Annotated in this window: 21 protein-coding genes and 1 pseudogene; 6 read left to right on the top strand and 16 right to left on the bottom strand. The window is 73.0% G+C overall.

Going from position 1 to position 21,974, the window contains the following annotated elements; all coding sequences use genetic code 11:
- Positions 1-54: 54 nt before the first annotated feature.
- From ABGB05_RS27925 to ABGB05_RS27940, 4 genes are all read right to left on the bottom strand, one after another.
- Positions 55-747, bottom strand: a complete 693-nt coding sequence (locus ABGB05_RS27925; protein WP_347656893.1) for a hypothetical protein — start codon at positions 745-747, stop codon at positions 55-57.
- A gap of 130 nt (positions 748-877) precedes the next feature.
- On the bottom strand, positions 878-1,819 hold the full coding sequence (hemC, locus tag ABGB05_RS27930; RefSeq protein WP_347656894.1) for a hydroxymethylbilane synthase: 942 nt from the start codon (positions 1,817-1,819) through the stop codon (positions 878-880).
- A gap of 175 nt (positions 1,820-1,994) precedes the next feature.
- The gene (locus ABGB05_RS27935) at positions 1,995-2,186 is read right to left on the bottom strand and encodes a DUF397 domain-containing protein (protein ID WP_347656941.1); all 192 of its coding nucleotides are present in this window, start codon (positions 2,184-2,186) and stop codon (positions 1,995-1,997) included.
- On the bottom strand, positions 2,146-2,964 hold the full coding sequence (locus tag ABGB05_RS27940) for a helix-turn-helix transcriptional regulator (RefSeq protein ID WP_347656895.1): 819 nt from the start codon (positions 2,962-2,964) through the stop codon (positions 2,146-2,148). Before ABGB05_RS27940 ends, ABGB05_RS27935 begins: the two co-directional genes overlap by 41 nt.
- A gap of 285 nt (positions 2,965-3,249) precedes the next feature.
- Here ABGB05_RS27940 and ABGB05_RS27945 point away from each other — a divergent pair, with 285 nt between their 5' ends.
- Both ABGB05_RS27945 and ABGB05_RS27950 read left to right on the top strand, forming a co-directional pair.
- Entirely contained in the window at positions 3,250-3,399 is a 150-nt protein-coding gene (locus tag ABGB05_RS27945; protein ID WP_347656896.1) for a hypothetical protein, read from the top strand.
- A 175-nt stretch (positions 3,400-3,574) separates the two neighbouring features.
- Complete coding sequence (locus ABGB05_RS27950) at positions 3,575-3,964, top strand: hypothetical protein (RefSeq protein ID WP_347656897.1); 390 nt, start codon at positions 3,575-3,577, stop codon at positions 3,962-3,964.
- Between the two features lie 76 nt (positions 3,965-4,040).
- On the opposite strand, the gene ABGB05_RS27955 is transcribed toward ABGB05_RS27950, so the two are convergent.
- From ABGB05_RS27955 to ABGB05_RS27970, 4 genes are all read right to left on the bottom strand, one after another.
- The gene (locus tag ABGB05_RS27955) at positions 4,041-4,451 is read right to left on the bottom strand and encodes a VOC family protein (protein WP_347656898.1); all 411 of its coding nucleotides are present in this window, start codon (positions 4,449-4,451) and stop codon (positions 4,041-4,043) included.
- A 5-nt stretch (positions 4,452-4,456) separates the two neighbouring features.
- Positions 4,457-4,912 carry a helix-turn-helix transcriptional regulator gene (locus tag ABGB05_RS27960; protein WP_347656899.1) on the bottom strand — a complete coding sequence of 152 codons (456 nt, stop codon included), beginning with the start codon at positions 4,910-4,912 and terminating at the stop codon, positions 4,457-4,459.
- A gap of 359 nt (positions 4,913-5,271) precedes the next feature.
- Entirely contained in the window at positions 5,272-6,003 is a 732-nt protein-coding gene (locus ABGB05_RS27965; protein ID WP_347656900.1) for an alpha/beta hydrolase, read from the bottom strand.
- Between the two features lie 191 nt (positions 6,004-6,194).
- Complete coding sequence (locus ABGB05_RS27970) at positions 6,195-6,923, bottom strand: SDR family oxidoreductase (RefSeq protein ID WP_347656901.1); 729 nt, start codon at positions 6,921-6,923, stop codon at positions 6,195-6,197.
- Positions 6,924-7,070: 147 nt separating this feature from the next.
- Between ABGB05_RS27970 and ABGB05_RS27975 the strand changes: the two genes are divergently transcribed.
- Positions 7,071-7,796: a hypothetical protein gene (locus ABGB05_RS27975; RefSeq protein WP_347656902.1), complete on the top strand. Its 726-nt coding sequence runs from the start codon at positions 7,071-7,073 to the stop codon at positions 7,794-7,796.
- Positions 7,797-8,105: 309 nt separating this feature from the next.
- Positions 8,106-9,566: a glycine hydroxymethyltransferase gene (locus tag ABGB05_RS27980; RefSeq protein WP_347656903.1), complete on the top strand. Its 1,461-nt coding sequence runs from the start codon at positions 8,106-8,108 to the stop codon at positions 9,564-9,566.
- Positions 9,567-9,697: 131 nt separating this feature from the next.
- On the opposite strand, the gene ABGB05_RS27985 is transcribed toward ABGB05_RS27980, so the two are convergent.
- The 3 genes from ABGB05_RS27985 to ABGB05_RS27995 all read right to left on the bottom strand — a co-directional run bounded on the left by ABGB05_RS27985 (position 9,698) and on the right by ABGB05_RS27995 (position 13,171).
- Complete coding sequence (locus ABGB05_RS27985; RefSeq protein ID WP_347656904.1) at positions 9,698-10,597, bottom strand: 2-hydroxyacid dehydrogenase; 900 nt, start codon at positions 10,595-10,597, stop codon at positions 9,698-9,700.
- A 79-nt stretch (positions 10,598-10,676) separates the two neighbouring features.
- Positions 10,677-11,675: a cytochrome d ubiquinol oxidase subunit II gene (gene cydB, locus ABGB05_RS27990; protein ID WP_347656905.1), complete on the bottom strand. Its 999-nt coding sequence runs from the start codon at positions 11,673-11,675 to the stop codon at positions 10,677-10,679.
- Positions 11,676-11,710: 35 nt separating this feature from the next.
- Positions 11,711-13,171, bottom strand: coding sequence for a cytochrome ubiquinol oxidase subunit I (locus ABGB05_RS27995; RefSeq protein WP_347656906.1), 1,461 nt, complete (start codon positions 13,169-13,171; stop codon positions 11,711-11,713).
- A gap of 148 nt (positions 13,172-13,319) precedes the next feature.
- Here ABGB05_RS27995 and ABGB05_RS28000 point away from each other — a divergent pair, with 148 nt between their 5' ends.
- A complete protein-coding gene (locus tag ABGB05_RS28000; RefSeq protein ID WP_347656907.1) occupies positions 13,320-14,117 on the top strand; it encodes a lysophospholipid acyltransferase family protein in 798 nt (265 codons plus the stop codon).
- Here the strand turns inward: ABGB05_RS28000 and ABGB05_RS28005 are convergent.
- Positions 14,114-15,127 carry a hypothetical protein gene (locus ABGB05_RS28005; RefSeq protein WP_347656908.1) on the bottom strand — a complete coding sequence of 338 codons (1,014 nt, stop codon included), beginning with the start codon at positions 15,125-15,127 and terminating at the stop codon, positions 14,114-14,116. The genes ABGB05_RS28000 and ABGB05_RS28005 overlap by 4 nt on opposite strands.
- Before the next feature lie 69 nt (positions 15,128-15,196).
- Here ABGB05_RS28005 and ABGB05_RS28010 point away from each other — a divergent pair, with 69 nt between their 5' ends.
- Positions 15,197-15,778: a TetR/AcrR family transcriptional regulator gene (locus tag ABGB05_RS28010; protein ID WP_347656909.1), complete on the top strand. Its 582-nt coding sequence runs from the start codon at positions 15,197-15,199 to the stop codon at positions 15,776-15,778.
- A 59-nt stretch (positions 15,779-15,837) separates the two neighbouring features.
- On the opposite strand, the gene ABGB05_RS28015 is transcribed toward ABGB05_RS28010, so the two are convergent.
- The 4 genes and pseudogenes from ABGB05_RS28015 to ABGB05_RS28030 form a co-directional block, all read right to left on the bottom strand.
- Positions 15,838-17,445: a poly(A) polymerase gene (locus tag ABGB05_RS28015; protein ID WP_347656942.1), complete on the bottom strand. Its 1,608-nt coding sequence runs from the start codon at positions 17,443-17,445 to the stop codon at positions 15,838-15,840.
- Positions 17,446-18,004: 559 nt separating this feature from the next.
- Positions 18,005-18,538: pseudogene (locus tag ABGB05_RS28020) on the bottom strand (RNA ligase family protein); the annotation flags it as partial.
- A 77-nt stretch (positions 18,539-18,615) separates the two neighbouring features.
- Entirely contained in the window at positions 18,616-19,155 is a 540-nt protein-coding gene (locus ABGB05_RS28025; RefSeq protein ID WP_347656910.1) for a LuxR family transcriptional regulator, read from the bottom strand.
- 20 nt (positions 19,156-19,175) lie between these two features.
- Positions 19,176-21,833 (bottom strand): LuxR C-terminal-related transcriptional regulator, encoded by a 2,658-nt coding sequence (locus ABGB05_RS28030; protein WP_347656911.1) that lies wholly within the window; start codon positions 21,831-21,833, stop codon positions 19,176-19,178.
- Positions 21,834-21,974 lie beyond the last annotated feature (141 nt).

Genomic DNA, 21,974 nt, shown 5'->3' on the forward strand with positions numbered 1-21,974 from the left:
TCCGGCACAAGGTACGGGATTCTGTGGCCTCGACGGCCGGACCGGCGTGGCAGCCTACGAGGATCCTCGCGAGAACGACGTGGCCAGCTCCATGATCCCCGCCGCGACACCCGCTGGGTCACGCAGCATGTGGAGGTGATCCCCCAGCATCCTGCGCGCCGGCCAACCACGGGCGCGGGCGTCCTCTCGCTCGTCGGCGTAGGTGTCACCGAAACTGAGGTATCCCGCCGAGACCGCGTCCCACCCGTCAGGCAGGTCCACCCGGGCGGCGAGGTACTCGAACGGCATCCGCGCCTGCTCTGCCTCCACCCGGGCACGCGTCTCGGCATCGGGGAACAACCGCACCACGGACTCCTCCGGCCACCAGCGCGTCCACGGCGGCAGAGTCCCGTCGGGGCCCACGTGATCACGGAGCATGTCCCTCAGGCGGGCCGGTGCCACAGGCACGTCGCCCCTCGCCGGCGGCAGGACCGCGTCCACGAAGACAGCACCGCGCACCGGACGCGTCATCACGATCGCAGGGACATACAGACCCGCATTGCTGTGGGGCACGAGCACCAGATCGTCAGAGTCGGGAAGCCCTTTCTCGATTGCTGCCAGGACCGCCGCCGGCGAGGTTGGTGCCGGGTCGGGCGGCGCCGGCACCACCGCGGTGACCCCGAAATCAGCTCGCAGCGCCGAGGCGACAGGCGCCCACACCGCCGGACCGAGGAAAGGGCTGGGAATGAGCACTGGAGAGATTGCCATGATGCGTTTCTAGCAGCCACACCGTGCGGCGAGCCGATCCCGAGGCGATGTGACCCGTGTCAGGTGGCCCGATGTACGCAGCCTGTCCTCCAGGGACGACGGTCGGGGCAGGAGGCAGAGCGTGGCCAGCTCAGCTGTTGAGCGGTGCAGGCAGGTCGAGTAGGTCACGGGCGCCCTGCCGGAGCAGGGCCGCGGCGACGGAGGTCCCGAGGGTGATCGGGTCCGTCGCCCACTCGTGCACGTCGAGTACGGTCTTGCCGTCCAGGCTGATCACCCTCGCCCGCAGGCCGAGGCGCCCGTCAGGCTCGGTGCGGGCGAGCGCGGCGATCGGGGAATGGCAGTTGCCCCGCAGGATGTGCAGCATGGTCCGTTCGGCCACGGTCTCCCGCTCGGCTTGCGGGTCGCCGAGGCTGGCGGCCAGGTCACGGGTGCTGGTGTCGTCGTCCCGGCACTGCAGGACCAGGGTGCCGGAGCCGACAGCCGGGAGCATCGTGTCGACGTCGAGCGGATCGGTGATCCGGGCGGCCTGCCCGATCCGCTGCAGCCCGGAGACCGCGAGCAGCAGCGCGTCGTACCTGTCGCCGGCGTCGAGTTTGGCCAGCCGGCTGTTCGCGTTGCCACGGATGGCCACCGGCGCCAGGTGCGGCCAGTGCCGGGCCAGCTGCGCGACCCGCCGCACCGCGGAGGTGCCGATCCGGGTGCCGGCGGGCAGTTGCTCGATCCGCAGACCGCCGGGGTGCACGAGGCAGTCCCGGACGTCGTCGCGGGCCAGGTAGGCGGCCAGCACCGTCCCGGCCGGAGCCGGCCGGTCCCCGGGTACGTCCTTGACGCAGTGCACGACCAGGTCGACGTCCCCGGCGAGCAGGGCGGCGTCCACCTCCTTGGTGAACGCTCCCTTGCCGCCCAGCGCGGCCAGATCGCCGTGCCAGCGGTCTCCGCTGGTCGACATCGACATCACCTCCACGGTGACGTCGGGGTGCCGGTCGGCGATCATTGCGCGGACCCGCTCGACCTGGGCCAGCGCCATCGGGGAGTTGCGGGTACCGATGCGCAGCAGGCGGGAGTCGGACATACCGGCGAGGGTAGTCCGCCAGGTACGGACGCCGATGCGCGGCCCGGTTGCCCGGTCCATCGGCGCCGGCCGGATCTCCCGCCGGCCGGGTAGCTCTCGTTTCCCACGACGAAGCCCCCGACCCGGAGGTGTTTCCCGGGGTCGAGGGCTTCGTGTCGTCGTACGGGGTGGCGGGTCAGCCCTGCTGCCTGGCCAGGGTGACGAAGCCCCGCCAGGCGGACGGGGTGAAGGTCAGCACCGGCCCGCTCTGGTACTTGCTGTCCCGGACCAGCACCCGGCCCGGCAGGTTGTCGGCCACCTCGACGCAGTCTCCGCCGCTCTGGCCGCTACGGCTGGCCTTGCGCCAACTCGGCCGCTGGGTCGTCATAGTCATTCACCAACCTCAGGATCAGATTCCGCGACTGGTCACACGGGAGGGCGACCGCCGCTATAGTCTGCCACGCCCGTTCGAGGCCGGTCACCCGAGTTGGTTCCGCGATTACCCGGCCCTCGTAGAAGTCCTCCACCAGACCGACGGTGCCGCTGCCCTCCATGCTGGCCAGGACAAACGACCCGCTGCGGCCGGCGTGCAGCCCGGCGGAGTCCGGCACGACGTGGACAAAAACGTTCGATCGGATGCTGGCGTCGGCCAGGTGCAGCAGCTGGTCCTTGGCGATCTCGGGCGGACCGTACCGCAGCGCGGCGGCGTCGATGATGAAGGCGAAGGTGGGCCGGTCGGCCCGGTCGAGAATGGTCGCCTGTCGCTCCATCCGGTTGGCGACCCGGTCGGCCACCTCGTCGTCGCTGAGCATGCCGGTGCTGGCGAAGATCGCCCTGGCGTACGCCTCGGTCTGCAACAGCCCGGGGATCAGGGTCGGCTGGAAATAGCGGAGAATCGTTGCCATCTCCTCCACGTTCTGCCAGGGCCGGAACCAACTCGGGGCCGGCCGTCGATCTTTTCTGGCCTCGGCAGAGAGCTCCTGGATCTCGTCGCCGGTGTCGAGGAAGGCGTCGATGGCCGCCGCGGTGTCCTCCTTCGGAATGAGCCGGTTGGTCTCGAAGGCCGCGATCAGCGACTTGCTGACCTGCACCGCCTCGGCCATCTGATCCTGGGTGACCCCCCGGTCCGCCCGTAACTCCTTGAGTCTGGCCGAAAGGTTATTCACCTTCACCACCCCCGTATAAGGCTGTGTGACCCCGAGGTGATTCGCCCCGGGGCCGGGTATCCACCGTTAGTGCGCTCCGCCCATCTTCCATTAGCCATAGACGACAGTCCAGGGTGGAGTCGACGGAGTTGGTACGGCCCAACCCGCCGGGAAAAACGTTCCCCTCGCGTTTCCCCGTGGGCCGATACTCCGTCGGCGGGGACCGCCCACCGGTGACGCCTGTACGGGCGTGGGCGGTCCCCGCCTCCCCCCACATTCGGCGAACCTGCGTGAGGCGGCGACATCGTGAGAAGACACCACCGGCACTGGCGACGGCTCTGGCTCTACTGCTGGTGCGGATTCCGCTGGACCTGCCCGGACGCGGCACCCGTCGTACCGATGCCGTTCAACCCCGACCCCACGCCGCCCCGACCACGCAACCAACGAGCGCTGTGACACGTCTCGGTGGGGCGCCCTTGGCGTAACCAGCGGCCGTCGTGGGACGGTCCGACCGGGTTCGGCCACCGGGTCGGGCGGGCCGGCCGGCTCACTCCGGCCCAACAGGCCCGCGCCACCGCCGGCAGTACCGGCGCTTCCGCTCGCGTCGAGCGCTGAGATGGGTGTGGTCGTGATGCGGAACCTGCGACAACTCGACGAGATGGACCGGGAACACGTCCCGCAACGGCCCCGGTGGACGTGTCGCGCCTGCCACGACGACTGGCCGTGCCGAATCGCCCGGTCCCTGCTGCCGGCACAGTTCCGGCTCGACCCGCTGGCGCTCTTCGTCTATCTGGGGATCTGTCTCTACGAGGCGACCGAGGACCTCTACAAACTGCATCCGAATCCTGGCCCGGATCCGGCCATCCTGCACGCCCGGTTCCTCGGCTGGGTGCCCGAACGCCGGCTGATCGTGGGCGCGCTGGCCCGGCGCTTTGCGGCCGGATATCCGATCACCGGCCCGGTCGGAAACGCCGGTTCGGCCGGAAGCACCACGAGGCCGGAGACGAACAGCGGCCCGTAGGTCTGCTGTCCGCACCAGCCTCGTGCCACGCCGGCCGTGCCCCGTCGACTGCCGACGGGGACGATCGACGTCAGGGTCAGCGGAGTTCGTTGATCCGGAGCAGGTTGCCGGCCGGGTCGCGGAAGGCGCAGTCCCGTACGCCGTACGGCTGTTCGGTCGGCTCCTGGACGACCTCGGCGCCGCCGGCCTGCAGCCGGTCGAAGACCGTGTCGAGATCCTTGCTGGCCAGGGTGAGGGCGCCGTAGCTGCCCTTGGCCATCAGTTCGAGGATCGTGCGCCGTTCGTCGTCGGTGATGCCCGGGTCGGCGGCCGGCGGATGCAGGACGATCGAGGTACCGGGCTGGTTCGGCGGGCCGACGGTGATCCACCGCATGCCCTCGAACCCGACGTCGTTGCGGACCTCGAAGCCGAGGATGTCGCGGTAGAAGGCCAGGGTGGCGTCCGGGTCGGTGTGCGGCAGGAAGGCATAGTGAATGGTGATGTCCATGCAGGTCACGCTAGTTGCGGCCAGCGGACCCGCGCTTCTTGATTCCTGATCGGTCTGGTCACCTGTTTCGCCAGGCAGGACGGCATCTCGGCGGTCACCCGGGCGGCCCGGACCCGGGCCCGGTAGGCGCTCGGCGACATCCCGACCAGTTCGGTGAACCGGGTGCTGAAGGTGCCCAACGACGAGCAGCCGACCGCAAAACAGACATCGGTGACGCTCAGGTCGCCACGGCGCAGCAGGGCCATCGCGCGTTCGATACGCCGGGTCATCAGATAGGCGTACGGCGACTCGCCGTACGCGGCCCGGAACTGGCGGCTGAGGTGTCCGGCGGACATGTTCGCGCTGCGGGCGAGTGCCTCGACGTTGAGCGGCTGGGCGTACTCGCGGTCGATCCGGTCCCGGACGCGGCGGAGCCGGGCCAGGTCGCGCAGGTGCTGGGTTTCGGCGGAACTGCTGGTCACCTGCCCGATGGTGCCAGCTGGGACCGACATTCGCCCAGCATCGCCGGCGTCGTACCAGGCTCTGCTGCCGATCTCGGCGGTCCACGATCCGCCGTACGGCGTTCGCCGGGGCGCGCGAGGTGCACGTCGACGAGGCCGGTTCGGTACGGATGGCCGGTGACGTGCTGGTGGTGACCGGGGCGTGAGGCGGGCCGTCAACCGCCCCCACCGGCCGGTACCGCCGATCGCCGGTACCGCCGCGGTCGGGGCGGTTGTGCATCTGCTGGTCCGCCGTCATCAGGTGGGCCGGGACCTGCTCTCGATGAGCGGCATCCCGGCCGGCAGCTCCTGCCGTCTGCTGCCGGTCTGGAGGCTCGACCTCACCTCAGATGCCGGGCGAAGAACCGGTTCCCGTCGTCCCCCTCGAACTGCGGGACGCCGGTGTGCCCGCCCATGTTGGCGTGCAGCGTCTTCTCCGTGGAGCCGAAGGCGTCGAACAGGTCCAGGGCCAGCTGCCGGTCGTTTCCCTCGTCGTCCCACTGCAGCAGGACCTGCAGCGGAATGGTGACCTGCCGGGCCTCCTCGAACATGCTGCGGGGCACGTAACTCCCGGCGAACAGCAGGGCGGCCGAGATGCGCGGCTCGACCACCGCCAGCCGGAGGCCGATGGCGATCACCCCTCCCGCGTACCCGACCGGGCCGCCGATCTCGGGCAGCGCCAGGAGGGCGTCCAGGGCGGCCCGCCATTCCGGGACCGCCTTGTCGACCAGTGGGAGGACGAGCCGGGCGACGATCTTGTCGTCGACCGGCTCACCGGCTTTCAGCGCCCGGTGCAGGTCGGCGCGGGCCTGCTCGGCGGCGGCGGATCGGGGCCGGTCACCGCCTCCGGGGAGTTCGATGGTGGCGGCGGCGAAACCCTCCGCCGCGCAGTGCCGGGCCCGGGCCACCAGTCGGGGGTACATCCTGTGCAGTCCGCCTGGGTGGCCGAGCAGGATCAGCGGAGCCGGTGCGGATGCGGATCCGGGCGTCCACAGGATGCCGGGGATCTCGCCGAGGGTGAATTCGCGCTCGAGGAGGCCGTCGTCGAGGCGCTGCGCAGAAGTGAATCGCACGGTCGTGCCTTTCGGGAGTGCTCGTGAACGGCGCTCCCGGACGACCTATCGTCCGACCGTGACCCCAGAGGGGAGCACCCATGTCGATACTGCGTTCACGGGTACCACCTCCTCGTTCTCTCGCACGGCCTTCGGAACGTAGCAGTGGCCGCCATGGTCCGCAAACGGGTTGTCGCGAAGGCGGGCCCCCGTTACCGGCCGCCGGCGACCCGGAGTACGGCGCCGCTGGTGTAGGAGGCGGCGTCGCTGAGCAGCCAGACGATGGCGGCGGCGACCTCGTCCGGCTGCCCGGCGCGGCCCAGTGGTGCCTGCGCGCCGACCTGCCGAGCCCGGTCAGGTACCCCGGAGACGGCGTGGATCTCGGTGTCGACGACGCCGGGTGAGACGGCGTTGACCCGGATGTTCTGTGGGCCGAGTTCCTTGGCGAGGCCGATGGTGAGGGTGTCGGTGGCGGCCTTGACGGCGGCGTAGTGGACGTACTCGCCGGGGCTGCCGAGGGTGGCGGCGGCCGAGGAGACGTTGACGATGGCGCCGCCGGTGGTGAGCCGTCGGGCGGCCTGCTGGGCGCAGAGGACGTACCCGATGAGGTTGACGTCGACGACGTGCCGCAGGTCGGTGAGGGTGAGGTCGGTGAACGGGCCGATCGGGCTGGTGGTGCCGGCGTTGTTGACCAGGCCGGTCGGTGTGCCGAGTTCGGCGGCGGTGTCGAAGAGGCGGGCGACGTCGTCGGGGTCGGTGGTGTCGGCGCGTACCGCGCGGCCCTGCCGGCCGGCGGCGTGCACGTCGCGCAGCACCTTCTCGGCGGCGTCGGCGTCGCGGCGGTAGCAGAAGACGACGTCGTGTCCGCTGGCGGCGAGCTGGCGTACGGTGGCGGCGCCGATTCCCCGGCTGCCGCCGGTCACCACGGTCAGCGGTGGCATGGTGTTCCCCTCTCGGACGACCCGGCCCATCGTGTCAGGACGTGACGGCGACCGGTATGTGATCTTCGTCGGTGTGTCCGTCTCGACGTTGTCGGGTCGGACTGGTAGTAAGGCAGGAATCAAACAGGTGTACGGAAGAGGGAATCGATGACTGCCGCGGATACCGCCGAGCAGGGCTTGTCCACCGAGGAGTTGCAGCAGATCAGGGACGCGTTGGCGAACGGTCGTAAGCCGAAGGTGATGTTCACCGAGTCGGCGGGGCAGATCGCCGGTCAGCTTGGTCAGGTGGTCGAGTTGACCGATCCGCAGGTGTCCGAGGAGTGGGTGGTGGTCCGGTTCGGCCGCGACGAGCTGCCCTTCTCCCCCGCCGATCTGGCGGTGGCGCCGAAGGGGGCGACGCGACGGGTGAAGGCGGAGCCGGAGGCGGCGGAGGAGCCGGCTCCGGAGCCGGAGTTCAAGATTGTGCGGGAGCCGGTTCCGGCACCGCGCGAGGAGGCGAGAGTGACGGCAGTGGAGAGCGGTCCGGCGGCGGACGCGGGCGCGGCGGAGGCCGAGGTGAAGCCGGCGAAGCGGGCGGTGAAGGCGGCCCGGCCGGCGAAGGGCCCGGCGGGGTTGACGGTGACGTTGGCGTACGCGGACGGCGAGTGGACGTTGGCGGCGTCGCAGGGGACGAAGGCGCTGGCAAAGCCGTACGTGATCAAGCCGGCGGAGGCGTTGAAGATGGTCGCGTTGATCGACGTTCCGGGGGTGCAGGAGGCGGTGGAGCAGATCCTGTCGGTGGAGCGGCGGGAGGCCGAGCAGCAGGCGGAGAAGCTCCGGGCGGAGCTGGCGGAGATCGAGGCGCGGTTGGCGGAGTTGCGCGACGCCGGCTGAGGCTGTCGGCGGTGCCCCCGATGCACCGGCGGGGCGTCCGGCCGGTGTGGTGGACGGTGGAGGCCGGGTCTGATTGGTAGGCTCGGCCTCGGGCCGTGACTGGCGTGCTTGGGATGGGGTCAACCATCGGGAAGCGGCCCCGTCGCCGTCGGGAAACGGTCCCGGCGGGTGACGTGATGTGACGCGTGACGTCACGTGTGCCGTGCGCCTGGGCCATTCTCCTCTGTCGGCCCGGGAGGCTCCATGACCAGTTCTGTTTCCGAATCCAGTTCTGTTTCCGAATCCAGTTCTGCCGCCGCGTCCGGATCGGTGTCCGAGTCCGGTGCGGGCGCCGCTGCCGGCAGCGTGGAGTCGGTGGCGTTCCGTTCGGCGTTGGACGTGGTGCGTGCGGTGGAGCCGCGGATCGCCGACGCGATCGGGGCGGAGCTCACTGACCAGCGCGAGTCGCTGAAGTTGATCGCGAGTGAGAACTACGCCTCGCCGGCGGCGCTGTTGGCGATGGGTAACTGGTTCAGTGACAAGTACGCCGAGGGGACGATCGGGCGGCGGTTCTACGCCGGCTGCCGCAACGTCGACTCGGTGGAGTCGATCGCGGCGGAGCACGCCCGGGAGTTGTTCGGGGCCGCGCACGCGTACGTACAGCCGCACTCGGGGATCGACGCGAACCTGGTGGCGTTCTGGGCCGTGTTGGCCGACCGGGTGGAGGTGCCGGCGCTGCGGGAGGCCGGGGTGCGGCAGGTCAACGACCTGTCCGAGGCGGACTGGGCGGCGCTGCGCCGGTCGTTCGGTGACCAGCGGATGCTGGGGATGTCGTTGGACGCGGGCGGACACCTGACCCACGGGTTCCGGCCGAACATCTCCGGCAAGATGTTCGACCAGCGTAGCTACGGCACCGACCCGGTGACCGGGCTGCTCGACTACGACGAGGTACGGCGGATCGCCCGCGAGTTTCGGCCGTTGATCCTGGTCGCCGGCTATTCGGCGTATCCGCGTCGGGTCAACTTCCGGATCATGCGGGAGATCGCCGACGAGGTCGGCGCGACGTTCATGGTGGACATGGCGCACTTCGCCGGCCTGGTCGCCGGGAAGGTGTTCACCGGCGACTTCGACCCGGTGCCGTTCGCGCACATCGTGACGACCACCACGCACAAGTCGCTGCGCGGGCCGCGCGGCGGAATGGTGTTGTGCGGTCCGGAGTTGGCCGCGCAGGTGGACCGGGGCTGTCCGATGGTGCTCGGCGGTCCGCTGCCGCACGTGATGGCCGGCAAGGCGGTGGCGTTGGCGGAGGCCCGGCGGCCCGAGTTCCAGACCTACGCGCACCGGGTGGTGGAGAACGCGTCCGCGTTGGCCGACGGTCTGCTGCGCCGGGGCGCGACGCTGGTCACCGGCGGCACCGACAACCACCTGCTGCTGCTGGACGTCTCCGGGTACGGGCTGACCGGCCGGCAGGCGGAGGCGGCGCTGCTGGACGCGGGGATCGTGACGAACCGCAACGCGGTACCCCGCGACCCGAACGGGGCGTGGTACACCTCCGGGATCCGGCTCGGTACGCCGGCGTTGACCACCCGGGGCTTCGGGGTGGCGGAGCTGGACGAGGTCGCGGACCTGCTGCACGCGGTGTTGTCGGCGACCCGGCCGGGCGCCGGGCCGGACGGCGGGGTGTCGAAGGCCCGGTACGTGGTCGACGCGGGTGTGGTGCAGCGGGTCGCGGGTCGGGCCGCGGACCTGCTGGGCCGGCATTCGCTGTATCCGACGGTGGATCTGGGCTGACCGCGGGCGGGCGTGCCCGCCGTGCACGCGACGGCGTCGGATGTGGGAGTCGGCGACTACCGCTCCCACACCCGACGGCGTCGGATGGTCAACCGAGAATGCCGGAGTTGGCCCGTCGGTGGGACCGGAAGCTACGGCCCGACAACAACGTTCGCGAGCGGCTCGCCGGCCGCGTACCGCCGCACCTGGTCGACCAGCAGTCGGCGGGCCCGGGGTGCCAGCGCCGAGGTCAGGCCGCCGACATGTGGGCTGATCAGGACGTTCGGCGCGGACCACAGCGGATGGTCGGCGGGCAGTGGCTCGGGGTCGGTGACGTCCAGGGCAGCCTGCAGCCGGCCCGCGGTGAGCTCGGCGAGCAGCGCGTCGGAGTCCACCACCCCACCCCTCGACACGTTCACCAGCAGGGCGCCGTCGGCCATCGCGGCGAGGAAATCCTTGTCGACCAGGCCCTCGGTCTCCGGGGTCAGCGGAGTGCAGAGGATGACAACATCCGCCTGTGGCAGCATTTCCGCGATTTCGGAGATCGGTCGCACGCCGGGGCGGGCGCTGCGGGCCACCCGGCTGATCTCCACCTCGAACCCCGCCAGCCGGCGTTCGATCGCGGCGCCGATCGAGCCGTACCCGACGATCAGCACCCGGGCGTCGGCCAGCCCGGTCGACCAGCCGGTGGCCCAGCGGCCCTCGTCGCCCGCCCGGACGAAGTCCGGCAGCCGACGTCGGGCAGCGAGGGTGAGCGCCACAGCCAGTTCGGCGGTGGCCGCGTCATGTACGCCCCGGCCGTTGGCCAGGATCAGACCGGGCCGCAGGAACGGCAGAACGTGTTCATAGCCGGCGGTCACGGTCTGTACGACTTTGAGGCGGGGCATCCGGGCGATCGGCTCGCAGAGGCGTGCGTCGATGCGCCCGTACGGAATGGCGTAGAACTCGACATCGTCCAGGTCATCGGGCGTGGGCTGAGTGCCGTCGTACAGTACGACGTCAGGATCGCCGAGCTCGGCCACTGCGGCGGGGTGAGGGATCAGGTAACGCACGGCGACAAGCATGCCGTAGCGCCTGCCTGGCGGCGCACCGCCCTCGCGCTGGTTGACGGCGGGGTCGGCCGCCGCCTGTTCAGTGCGGCGGGATGTGGGCGACGCCGATCCGCCTGCGGAACACCCAGTAGGTCCAGCCCTGGTAGGCCAGCACGACCGGGGTGAAGAAGAGCGCGATCCAGCTCATGATCTTCAGGGTGTAGGGGGCGGAAGCGGCGTTGGCGACGGTCAGGGTGCCGGCCGGGTCGGTCGTCGACGGCAGCACGTTCGGGTAGAGGGCGGTGAACAGGGTCGCCACGGTCAGGCCGATTGCGGCGGCGGTGCCGGCGAAGGCCCAGCCCTCCCGGCGTACCCGGGTGGCGGCGATCGCGGCGACCAGGGCGAGGGCCGCGACGACGGCTACCGCGATCGCGGCCGGGGTGTGCCGGATGCCGAGGGTGGTGGCGAGGAAGGCGGCGGTGATCGCGGCGGTGGCCGGGGTGAGCCGGGCGGCGAGCCGCCCGGCCCGGACCCGGACGTCGCCGGTGGTCTTCAGGGCGAGGAAGACCGCGCCGTGGGTGGTGAACAGCGCCGCCGTGGTCAGGCCGCCGAGCAGCGCGTACGGGGTGAGCAGGTCGCCGAGTCCGCCGGTGTGGTCGTGGTGGCTGTTCAGGGGTACGCCGCGCAGGATGTTGGCGAAGACGATGCCCCAGATGATCGCGGGAATCAGGGAACCGGCGATGATCGCGGTGTCCCAGCGGTTCTTCCAGGCGGCGTCGGGGCGCTTGTGCCGGTACTCGAAGGCGACACCGCGGAAGATCAGGGCCAGCAGGATGAGCAGCATCGGCAGGTAGAAGCCGGAGAAGAGGGTGGCGTACCAGCCGGGGAAGGCGGCGAAGAGCGCGCCGGCGGCGGTGATCAGCCAGACCTCGTTGCCGTCCCAGACCGGGCCGATGGTGTTGATCAGGACGCGGCGTTCCCGGTCGTCGCGGCCGAGGACGGGCAGCAGGATGCCGACGCCGAAGTCGAAGCCTTCGAGGATGAAGTAGCCGGTGAACAGGACGGCGACGAGCAGGAACCAGAGGGTGGTCAGCTCCACGGTGGACTCCGGATGGATCGACGGGTCGGCGGGGGTCAGTAGGCGAAGGCGAGCGGGCGGTCCCCGTCGTCGCTGTTGTCCGGGTCGGGCTGCTCGGCGGCGGGTTCGGGGTCGGGCAGGCCGGCGCGGGCGTACCGGAGCAGGAGGCGGACCTCGACGACCGCGAGGGTGGCGTAGACGAGGGTGAAGGCGGTGAACGAGGTGAGGACCTCGGTCAGCGAGACGCTGCGGGAGACGCCGTCGCGGGTGAGCATCTCGCCGAAGACGACCCACGGCTGCCGGCCCATCTCCGTGAAGATCCAGCCGAAGCAGTTGGCGGCCAGCGGCAGCAGCGGCATGACCAGGCCGGCCCGCAGCAGCCACCGGTTGGTCGGGGTCCGGCCCCGGCGGTGGGTCCAGAGCACCAGGGCGGCGATCGCGGCGGCGGCCAGCCCGAGGGCGATCATGAAGCGGAAGCTCCAGTAGGTGACCGGGATGATCGGGGTGTAGCCGCCGGGGCCGTACTGGGCGACGTACTGGGCCTGCAGGTCGTTGATGCCGCGGACCTCGCCGTGCGGGTCGCCGGTGCCGAGGAACGACAGCAGGTACGGGATCTTGATGGCGAACAGTTCTCGGCTGCCGTCGAGGCTGCCGACGGTGAGTACGGAGAACGAGGCCGGCTGTTCGGTGTGGTAGAGGGCCTCGGCGGCGGCCATCTTCATCGGCTGCACCTGGGTCATGATCTTGCCTTGGAAGTCGCCGGTGATGACGACCAGGGCGGCGGCGGCCAGGGTGACCCAGGAGCCGAACCGCAGCGCGAAGCGGAACGCGGAGTGGTCGTCGTTCCTCCGCTCCCCCGCCTCCGGCGCGGTGCTGTCGGCGGCGGGTGCGGTGCGGCGCAGGTGCCACAGGGCGATGGCGACCATGAGTGAGCCGGCGACGAGGAAGCAGCCGGCGAGGGTGTGCGGGAAGGTCGCCAGGGTGACCTTGTTGGTCAGGACCGCCCAGATGTCGGTGAGTTCGGCCCGCCCGGTGTCGGGGTTGATCCGGTAGCCGACCGGGTTCTGCATCCACGAGTTCGCGGCCAGGATGAAGTACGCGGACAGCGAGGAGCCGATGGCGGCGGCCCAGATGGTGGCGAGGTGGATCCGTTTCGGGAGCCGGTCCCAGCCGAAGATCCACAGGCCGAGGAAGGTCGACTCCAGGAAGAACGCGAGCAGGGCCTCGATGGCGAGGGGGGCGCCGAAGACGTCGCCGACGAAGCGCGAGTAGTCGCTCCAGTTCATCCCGAACTGGAACTCCTGCACGATGCCGGTGACCACCCCCATCGCGAAGTTGATCAGGAAGATCTTGCCGTAGAACTTGGTCAGCCGCAGGTAACGCGGGTCGCCGGTGCGGTGCCAGCGGGTCTGCAGGATCGCGACGAGGATCGACAGGCCGATGGTCAACGGCACAAAGAGGAAGTGGTAGACGGTGGTGACACCGAACTGCCACCGGGCGACGTCGAGCGCGTCCACGGCAACCCCCAGGTAGTTACTACCAGACGTAGTAAATACTACCTGTCGTCGTAGACGGCGGCGCTGGGAGGTCGGTCACCCTCCCGCCGGCGAGGCGCCACCGCCCCGGTCCCCGCGACCGGGCCACCCGTGCGACCATCGACCGCTGATGGACACCAACACCCGCACCGCCGAGCCGTGGCGCGCCCCCCGCTTCTGGCTCCTCCTCCAGGTGCTCGCCCGGGGCGTCGTCGGGCTCGTCGCCCGGCTGCGGGTCAGCGGGGACGTACCGGACCACCTGCGGAACGGGCCGCTGATCCTGGCCGCCAACCACATCAACCCGTTCGACCCGATCGTGCTGACCGCCGCCTGCCGGGTACGCCGGATCGCACCCCGGATCATGGCCACCGGTGGGGTGTTCCGGGCCCCGATCGTCGGCGCCGCGATGCGGGCCAGCGGACACATCCGGGTCGACCGGCGCACCCCCACCGTCGGCCTCGCCCTGGAACACGCCGCCGCGGCGGTCGCCTGCGGCTCGGTCGTGCTGGTCTATCCCGAGGGACGGATGGGACTCGACCCCGCCATGTGGCCGGAACGAGGCAAGACCGGCACCGCCCGGCTCGCCTTCGCCAGCGGCGCCACCGTCGTACCGGTCGCGCAGTGGGGAGCGCACGAGATCCTCCCGTACAGCGCGCCACGCGGCATGGTTCGGGCGCTCGCCCGGGCCCTGCCCCGCCGGCCGGTGATCCGGGTGCACTTCGGCCCGCCGGTCGACCTGACCGGCATCGACCCCCGGGTCCCGGGCGCGGCCAACCGGGCCACCGACGCCATCATCGACGCGGTCACCGCCGCCCTCGTCCCGCTGCGCCCCGACGAACCGGACCTGCCCCGGTACGTCGACCCGACCCGACCGACCGAGACCCGCCGTCAGCACCGACGCCGCCCCACCGCCGGATCGGACGCCTAAGCGGCCGACCGGCGCCGCGTGCGCGAGTGGCCGTACGCGGCAAGGGCGTGGAAGGCGGCCTTCGGTGTCCACGAGCCGTCCGGCAGCACCCGCACGATCCCGCGCGCGGCCAGGTCGAAGTCGTGCTCCGGGTCGGCGGTGGTCGGCAGGTGCCGGTTCGCGAACGTGTACACGAACGCGGCCTCCACCCCGCCGGCCTCGTAGTCGCGCAGCAGGTCCACGAGGTAGCGGGCCTGGCCCTCCTCGTCGCGCTCCAGTTCCGCGGTGAGCTTCGCGGCGCGGCCGCGCTCGTCGAACGTCACCGGCTCCGCCCCGCCCGCGACGTCGGCCGCGCCACGGAACGTGCAGCAGCCGAACTCGGTCACCGCGTACGGCTTACCCTGCCTCACCGCGGCCGCCAGGGTCTGCGGGAACGCCGCGGCGTTGGTCGCGTCGCGGTACCCGGCGTCGCTGGCGATGATGTCGAACAACGCCCAGTCCACGGCCTCCAGTGGGATCGAGGCGTAGCTGACGGGACCGCCGAACCGCTTCCGCACCATGGGCACCGCCTCGGCGAGGAAGTCGCCCACGGCGGCACGCGCGGCCGGGACCGCCTCCCGCATCCGCATCGGGTCGGTGAACAGCGCCATGCGCTCGGCCAGGTCGCGGCCGGGTAGGAAACCGTCGGTGAAGATGGCGATCTCGGAGCCGGTGAGGTAGACCACCGACGCCCCGCTCCGCCGCAGCCGCTCGGCCCGCTCCGCGCCGTCGAGCACAAACGCCATGAGCGCGTCGCGATCGAGGCCGTTGGTGAACGGGCAGTACCAGACCTCGAGTCCGGCCTCGGCGGCGAACCCGGCGGTCAGTTCGAGCCGGTCCTGGAGCCCACCGGTGACGCGGACCGCGTCGCAGTGCAGCTCGTCGCGGATGACGCGCAGGTCACGCCGCACGTTCTCGGGGTCGAACGGCTCGTGGGTCGTGGACCCCGCGCTCACGAAACCGGTGTCGTAGTTCATGCCGAAAACACGCATCGAACGGCTCTCCTCGCCCATTAAGGTACTCCGCGTACCCTATAAGGTACGTCCAGTACCCTGCAAGGTGTGGGCACGAGGCGCCGGGGCGAGCAGCTGGAGCGGGCGATCCTGCAGGCGGCGGCGGAGGAGCTGCGTGAGTCCGGCTACCCGGGGATGACCATGGACCGGGTAGCCGCCCGGGCCGGGACCAACAAGAACGCCATCTACCGCCGGTGGCCGAACCGGGCGGCACTGGGCGTCGCCGCGTACCGTCACCTGTCCGACGCCGTGATGCCGAATCCGGACACGGGCACCCTGCGGGGCGACGCGCTGGAGATGCTTCGGCGGGCGAACGAGACGTGGTCGTCGCCGCACGGGGCGATCCTGCGCGGGTTGCTCGCCGCCGCGGCTGACGACCCCGAGCTGCTCACCCTCATGCGGGAGCGGTCCGGCGGGGACACCATGGATCGCGTGTGGCTGGCGATAGTGGAGCGCGCCGCCGCCCGGGGCGAGGCACCGGCCTCGGCCGCGCACCACCGGGTGGCGACGACGCCGATGATGCTGCTGCGCGCCGAATACGCGATGCGCGGCCACCCCTCCGTGCCCGACGAGGTACTGGTCGAGATCGTGGACGAGGTGTTCCTGCCGCTCGTGCGCGGCCACGGCTGAACACGAGCCCGATCGACCACCGGACACCGACACACCGGTCGCCAGGGCCGGTGGCGCGGTCAGCGCAGGGTCGGCAGGTCGCCGCCGTCGCGCCGGTCGACGGACGCGCCCGGCAGTTGGACCAGCCACGGCCGGGCCAGCGCCGCGAGTCGGGCCCCGTCCGGCGGCGCCGGACCGAGCCCGATCGCGAACCGGGTCAGCCCCGGACCGGTCTCGAACGGCCGGGGCCAGGCGTGCACGTCCGACACCCCGGCCCGGTCCAGGACACCGAGCAGCGCCCGGAGCCGCCCGCGTACCCGGCCCGACGTCACCTCGTACGCCTCGGTCGGGACCGCCCGGACGGTCAGCACCGCCCAGGCGGCGTGCCGGCGGTGCAGCGGCGGCGCGGCCAGCAGCGCGGGCCAGGGATCGGCGTCCGGCCCGGTGCCCTCGACGATTTCCCAACCGGCGTAGAGCTCCCGGGTCAGCAGGTCCCGCCCGCCGATGTCAACCTGGCCGCTGCAGGAGCGTACCGGCGCGCTCGGGGTGAGGATCCGCACCGCCGGTTCGTCGTCGGTGACCGCCTCCGGAGCGGCGAGGTCGATGGCCGTCGGGTCCAGGGCGACCGGCTGCCGCCAGTCCCAGGCCGCCCAGTCGGCGAAGAAACGCCCGAGCAGCGGCCGGGAGTCGGTGTGCTCGGCGTCCCGCGCCGCCAGGACCGTCCGCGCTGCCAATACCGTCCAGGCCAGCCCCGGCAGCCCGCCGAACGGCGCACTGTCCAACCCCCGGGCGTACGCCCACGCCTTCACCTGCCGGGCCAGCCGGACGAACCGGGTACGGTCCGCGCCGACCGCGGCCCGGAGCGCGTCGGCGTCGCTGACCGCACTCAGGGCGATCGCGCCGGACCCGCCCACCTCGGCGCGCCGGGTCACCGCCTCGACGGGCGGCACGTCGCCGGTGGCGACCACCGCCACGTCGACGGTGAGATCCTCGACGGAGAAGCGCAGCCCGGGGACCCGGGCGCCGACCACCGGTCGCAGCCCGGCCGCCGCCGGCAGGGCCACCGCGATCCGGGTTCGGACCGCCGAGGCGTCGACCGTGCCCGGCGCCGCCACCACCACGTCCAGGTCGGCGCCGGGCAGCGCGCAGCCGACCCGGCGGGACCCGACGACGTGCACGACCGCCTTCGGCAGGGCGCCCCGCATCCCGGCCACCACCTGGCGGGCCAGGACGATCCGTCGCCGCTCCCCCGCAGTCGTGGCGGCCGACGCCGAGCCGACCGTCGGGGCAGGCGACGCGGCGGTCGCGGGAAACGGCGACCCGACATCGTCGAGCCAGCGCAGCCGGCCGGTACCCAGCGCGACAGACCACCCCGGCGACGCCCGGCAGGCCCGCGGCGAAGAAACTCTTGCCGCTGCCGGACGGGCCGACCGTGACGACCAGGCGTGGGAACCGGCCGTCGCGCCACCGCCAGGTCGCCGCGACCGCCTCCTCGACGGTGCCGATCCGCCCGTCGGCATAGGTCTCGCGGGCCTCGGCCCAGCACCGGTCGGCGGTGTCCGGGTCGAGCGCGGACAGCGCGTCCCGTAACCCGGCGCGCAACGGCTCCAGCGGTGCCTCGGCGAGCAGCCCGGCGTCGTCGGCGTACAGCTCGGACCAGCCGACCTGTTCGGCGGCGGCGACCACATCGTCGTCGTGGCGGCGGCCGACCAGTACGGCGGAGGCGAGCGCGTGCAGGATCCCGAGGTCGGCCGCGCCGGCCAACCGGACCAGCCCGGCCCGCCGCTGCGGATCGGGAAACGGCCGGTGCAGCCGGCGGTGCAGGCCGACCAGGTCCGCGACCCGGCGGGCCAGCGGCATACCGAGCGGCGTCACCAGCCGGGGCGCCAGCCGGGACCGGTCGGCGCCGTGGCACAACGCGGCGAGGACGCCGGCGAGCCGGGCGTCACCGGAGCGGCCCAGCAGCCCGAGTCGGGTGTGGACGTCGGCGACGACCAGCCGGGCCCGGTCGACCGCCGCCACCTCCGGGGCCGTTCCGGCCGCGGTCGACTTGGCCGATCGGGCGGTGGCGGGGTGGACCAGGTCGGCGCCGGTCAGCCCGAGCGCGGCGAGCAGGGCCGGCACGTCCGGCGTACCACCCGAACGGACCTGCCAAAGCGCGGCACGCGGGCTCAGGCCGTTCTCCACCACCGGGGCGAGCATCCAGTGCCGGTCGGTCCGGACATGGTCACGGCGTACCCACTTGCCGACCCGGCGGGGGAACTCGTCGAGGGTGAACCCGTCGACGGTCCGCACGACGTACCCCTCCTGGCTGGTCAGGTCCAGCCGCAGCCGGCGCAGGAGCCGCTCGTCGAAGCGGCCCCGCCACAGCACCGGCGGCACCGGCACCCCGAGCCGGCGGGTGAACCGGACCGTGGAGTCCCAGTCCAGGCAACGGTCGCCGGCCCAGACCGAGAAGGCGAAGAACCAGCTCTCCAGATCCCGGTAGGCGATCGAGTGCCGGGCGTGGACGTTCTCCCCGCAGACCCGCCAGCCGGCCGGTATCGCGTGCGCGATCCGGCCGTGCAGCGACTTGACCCAGGTACGCGACGGGTGGTGGCCGGAGTCCAGCGACCGGGCGTGCAGCCCGTCGGCGTACATCGTGGTGTTCTCGCCGTCGAGTTTCTCGGTGACGACGACCTGGCGCCCCACCAGCTCCGCCAACCCGTCGGCCCGTACGTCGTCCGGGGTGGCCCCGGGCGACCACGGCAGGTGCGGGGTACGGGGATAGGCGGTACGCATGGTCCGATCCGGTGCTCGACGACGCGGTGATCGACGACGGTACGCACTGGCGTCGAGGACGGACCACCGAATAAGTGTCAGCCGGGGCGGCGGCGCTGCCGCAGGTAGGCGAGGACCGCCTCCCGGGTGGTGCGGACCCCGAGCGCCTGGCGGGCCTGGGCGATCCGCCGGTTCGCGGTCCGCAGCGACAGGAACTCGGCGGCCGCGGCGGCGGCGATGGTCTCGCCGTCGGCCAGTCGTTCCAGCAGCGCCCGCTGTTCGGGGACGAGCCGGTCCAGCGCCGACTCGGTGTCAGGGGCTGTCTCCGGTTCCCGGTCCGGGTCCTGGTGGACCGGGCCGATCCGGCCCAGGTCGTCGACCAGGGCCCGGCCGAGGTCGCCGGCCGGGTCGACGATCGCCACCACCCCGGCGCCCCGGGCGGCGGCGAGCACCGCCAGCCGTACCGTCTCCGGGTCCGGCACCCGACCGAACAGGACCAGCCGGGCGGCGGCGAGGTCCCACCCCGCCTCGGTGACCGCGAACCCCTCCCGGGTCTGCCAGCCGGCGCGGGCCAGTCGGCGCAGCACCGTGGTCGCGTCCGACGCCGACGGCAGGACGTAGCGCGGCGGATCACTCATCACGGCACCTCCATCACCGGTCACCGCATCTCCAAGGCGAGCGCGGCGGCCTCGGTACGGGTCCGCGCACCGAGTTTGCGCATCCCGGAGCGGACGTGGGTCTCCACCGTCTCGCCGGAGATGCCCAGCCGACCGGCGATGCGTCGGGTCGGTTCGCCGGCCGCGACCAGCCGCAGCACCTCACGTTCCCGGTCGGTGAGGTCGCCGTCGGTACGGCCGCCGCGCCGGTCGCGGCGTACCGCGTGCCGGCGCAGGGCCCGCCGGGTCCGGCCGAGCAGCACCACGAGGCCGGCCTGCTCGGCGCGTTCCTCGGCGGCGAGCAGCGTCGCGACCCCACGGGTCGGGTCCGGATCGTGCAGGCCGGCGGCGAGCAGGCAGCGGACCTCCTCGCGGACCGCCAGGTCCCGCCAGTCGGTGGCGGCCCGGGTGAACCCGGCCGGGTCACCGCCGGGCGTGGTCCAGGCGGCCAGGGTCCGGCGCACCGGTGCGGGCGGCCCGGCGGGCCCGCCGATGTCGACGCCCGCGTCGTCGCCTGATCCGGCGGGCGGTCCGGCGCCGGCATCGTCGCCGGGTGGCGCATCCGGGCCGGCCGGCCGACGGGTGTCGTACGCCGCCCAGTGGGCGGTGATCCGACGCAGGCCGTCGACCAGGGTCGACCCGTCGGCCGGCCCGCCGACCGCGTGTTCGGGTTGGCCGTCGAGCCAGGCCGCCTCCCGGCCCACCCAGTCGAGCAGCGCGCCGGCGGCCCCGGCCCGGTCGGTCACCCGGGCCAGTCGGGCCCGGGCCGGGCCGAGCAGACCGCCGTCGGCCTCGGCCAGGCCCGCCGCCGCCGTCGCGTAGCCGCGCGCCGCCCCGGGCAGGGTGCGGTCGGTCAGGTCGGCGGCCCGGCGGGCCGCCTCGTCCGCCGACAGCGCCGGCAGTCCGCCGCGTAGCGCCGCGCACCACAGCCGGGCCGCGAGGAACCGGGTCTGCCAGCTGTACGCCAGGTCGACGGCGCAGGCCCGCTCGGCCGCCTCGGCCGCCTGTCCGGCCTCGACCAGCCGACCGTCGGCGAGCAGGGTCTCGACCAGCAGCCACGCGGCCCAGCGGGCCGACAGCGGGTCACCGGCGGCTCCGGTCGCGGCGGCGGCCGAGGCGAGTCCGGTCTCCCAGCCGGGTGCGCGACCGGCGGCCCGCACGGCGGCCAGGGCGGCGCGCAGCCCCGGATGGGCGGGTTCCGGACCGTACCGGGCGACGAGATCCGTCGCGGTGCGGGTGGCGGCGTCGGGATCGGTGCCGAGTTGGACGAGGAGGGTGATCCGGTCCCGGGCGGCGCGTTGGTCCGGGGTGGCCGAGTCCGGGATCCGGGCCACCACCGCCCCGGCGGCGGCCAGGTCGCCGAGCTGGACCAGGGCCTCGGCGCGCAGCAGGTCCGGTGCGACGCCGAGCGGTGTCGCGGTGGTCAACACCCGGGCCGCCGCCCGGGGTCGGCCGCAGTCCAGCGCGGCCTGGGCGGCGGCCAGCCGCACCGGCGGCTCCGGGTCGACGTCGGGCAGCCCGCAGGCGGTCAGCAGCAGGTCGGCACGCTCACCGACGGTGTCGGCGGTCGCGGTCGCGGCCACCGCCCGCCGGTACGCGTCGACGCTGTCACCGGCCGCCGCCAGGTGCCGGACCGCCTCCGGGGCCGGGACGAGGTCGGCGATCCGCCGGTGCAACGCCCGCCGACCGGGGTCGTCGAGCAGCCCGGCGGCCACTTCGGCGACGTACGGCGACACCGCCGCGACGACCGGGCCGCCGGCGGCCGGGTCGACGGTCACCAGCCCGGCGGCGGCGAGTTCGTCGACACCGGCGCCGAGCAGCCGACGGTCGGCGGGGCGGCCGAGCAGCCCCAGCGCGGCCATCGCGGTACGGGCGGGACGGGTCAGGTCGGCCAGTGCCGTCGCGACCGCATATCCGACCTGGTCGACGTCGAGGGCTGGCGGGGTGGACCTGGCCCGGCCGTCGTCGGGGCGGATTTCCCGGGCGACCGCCCGGCGGGCCAGGGTCGTCACCGCCAGCGGCACCCCGCCAGCGCGCCGGACCACCTCGGCCACCGCCGTCGGCGGCAGCGCCGGGGCGACCCGGCCGACCAGCGCCGTCGCGGCGGCCGGGTCGAGTGGCGGCACGGCCAGCCAGCCGGTCGCCGCAGCCCGCAGCGCGTCGACCGCGGCCGACGGCAGCCGGTGCGGGGTACGCAGCGCCACCGCGACCCGGCAGTGCGTGGCCAGCGGCACCAGGGCGGCCAGCGTCGCCGGGTCGGCCCACTGCAGGTCGTCGAGGAGCAGTAGACCGGCCCGGACCCGGGACCGGACCGCCTCGGCCAGCAGCGCCGGGTCGTGGGCGGGCAGCCGGACCCGGACCGCCCGGGCCAGCGCGAATCCGGGCTCGGCGGGCAGGCTGGCCAGGCCGCCGCCGGCGAAGACCGGCCCGCGGAACGCCGTGCCGAGCCGGGCCAGGGTGCTGCTGCGTCCGCCGCCCGGCCCGCTGTGCAGCACGACCAGGCCGGGGGTGGCGAGCAGCGCCGACCCCACCTCGACGACGTCCGGGGCTGCCGGGTGCGGGCCGGCGTCGGGCGCCTGCCGGGGCCGGTACTGGTCGGGCGGGTCACCGACCGGGGCGGCGTACCGCAACGATTCCTCCCCGCCGGGGTCGGTCGCCACCGTCGGCGTGAGACGGTGGCACGAACATGGGATCCTGCGCCGGCAGGATATTCATAGTGTGGGGTCCGGCAGGTGCAGCCCGCCCCTGCCGCCGTGTGTCGGGAAGGACATCTGACGAGATGAGCGCGTGCCACCACCGGG

It is taken from the genome of Plantactinospora sp. B5E13 (assembly GCF_039871775.1).
Classification (GTDB): domain Bacteria; phylum Actinomycetota; class Actinomycetes; order Mycobacteriales; family Micromonosporaceae; genus Plantactinospora.

Excerpts from the sequence above, each read along its gene's own strand:
- ABGB05_RS27925 (WP_347656893.1), bottom strand. The coding sequence starts at position 747 with ATGGCAATCTCTCCAGTGCTCATTCCCAGCCCTTTCCTCGGTCCGGCG.
- hemC (WP_347656894.1), bottom strand. The coding sequence starts at position 1,819 with ATGTCCGACTCCCGCCTGCTGCGCATCGGTACCCGCAACTCCCCGATG.
- ABGB05_RS27935 (WP_347656941.1), bottom strand. The coding sequence starts at position 2,186 with ATGACGACCCAGCGGCCGAGTTGGCGCAAGGCCAGCCGTAGCGGCCAG.
- ABGB05_RS27950 (WP_347656897.1), top strand. The coding sequence starts at position 3,575 with ATGCGGAACCTGCGACAACTCGACGAGATGGACCGGGAACACGTCCCG.
- ABGB05_RS27955 (WP_347656898.1), bottom strand. The coding sequence starts at position 4,451 with ATGGACATCACCATTCACTATGCCTTCCTGCCGCACACCGACCCGGAC.
- ABGB05_RS27970 (WP_347656901.1), bottom strand. The coding sequence starts at position 6,923 with ATGCCACCGCTGACCGTGGTGACCGGCGGCAGCCGGGGAATCGGCGCC.
- ABGB05_RS27975 (WP_347656902.1), top strand. The coding sequence starts at position 7,071 with ATGACTGCCGCGGATACCGCCGAGCAGGGCTTGTCCACCGAGGAGTTG.
- ABGB05_RS28000 (WP_347656907.1), top strand. The coding sequence starts at position 13,320 with ATGGACACCAACACCCGCACCGCCGAGCCGTGGCGCGCCCCCCGCTTC.
- ABGB05_RS28005 (WP_347656908.1), bottom strand. The coding sequence starts at position 15,127 with ATGCGTGTTTTCGGCATGAACTACGACACCGGTTTCGTGAGCGCGGGG.
- ABGB05_RS28015 (WP_347656942.1), bottom strand. The coding sequence starts at position 17,445 with ATGTGGTCGCCGCCGCCGAACAGGTCGGCTGGTCCGAGCTGTACGCCG.
- ABGB05_RS28025 (WP_347656910.1), bottom strand. The coding sequence starts at position 19,155 with ATGAGTGATCCGCCGCGCTACGTCCTGCCGTCGGCGTCGGACGCGACC.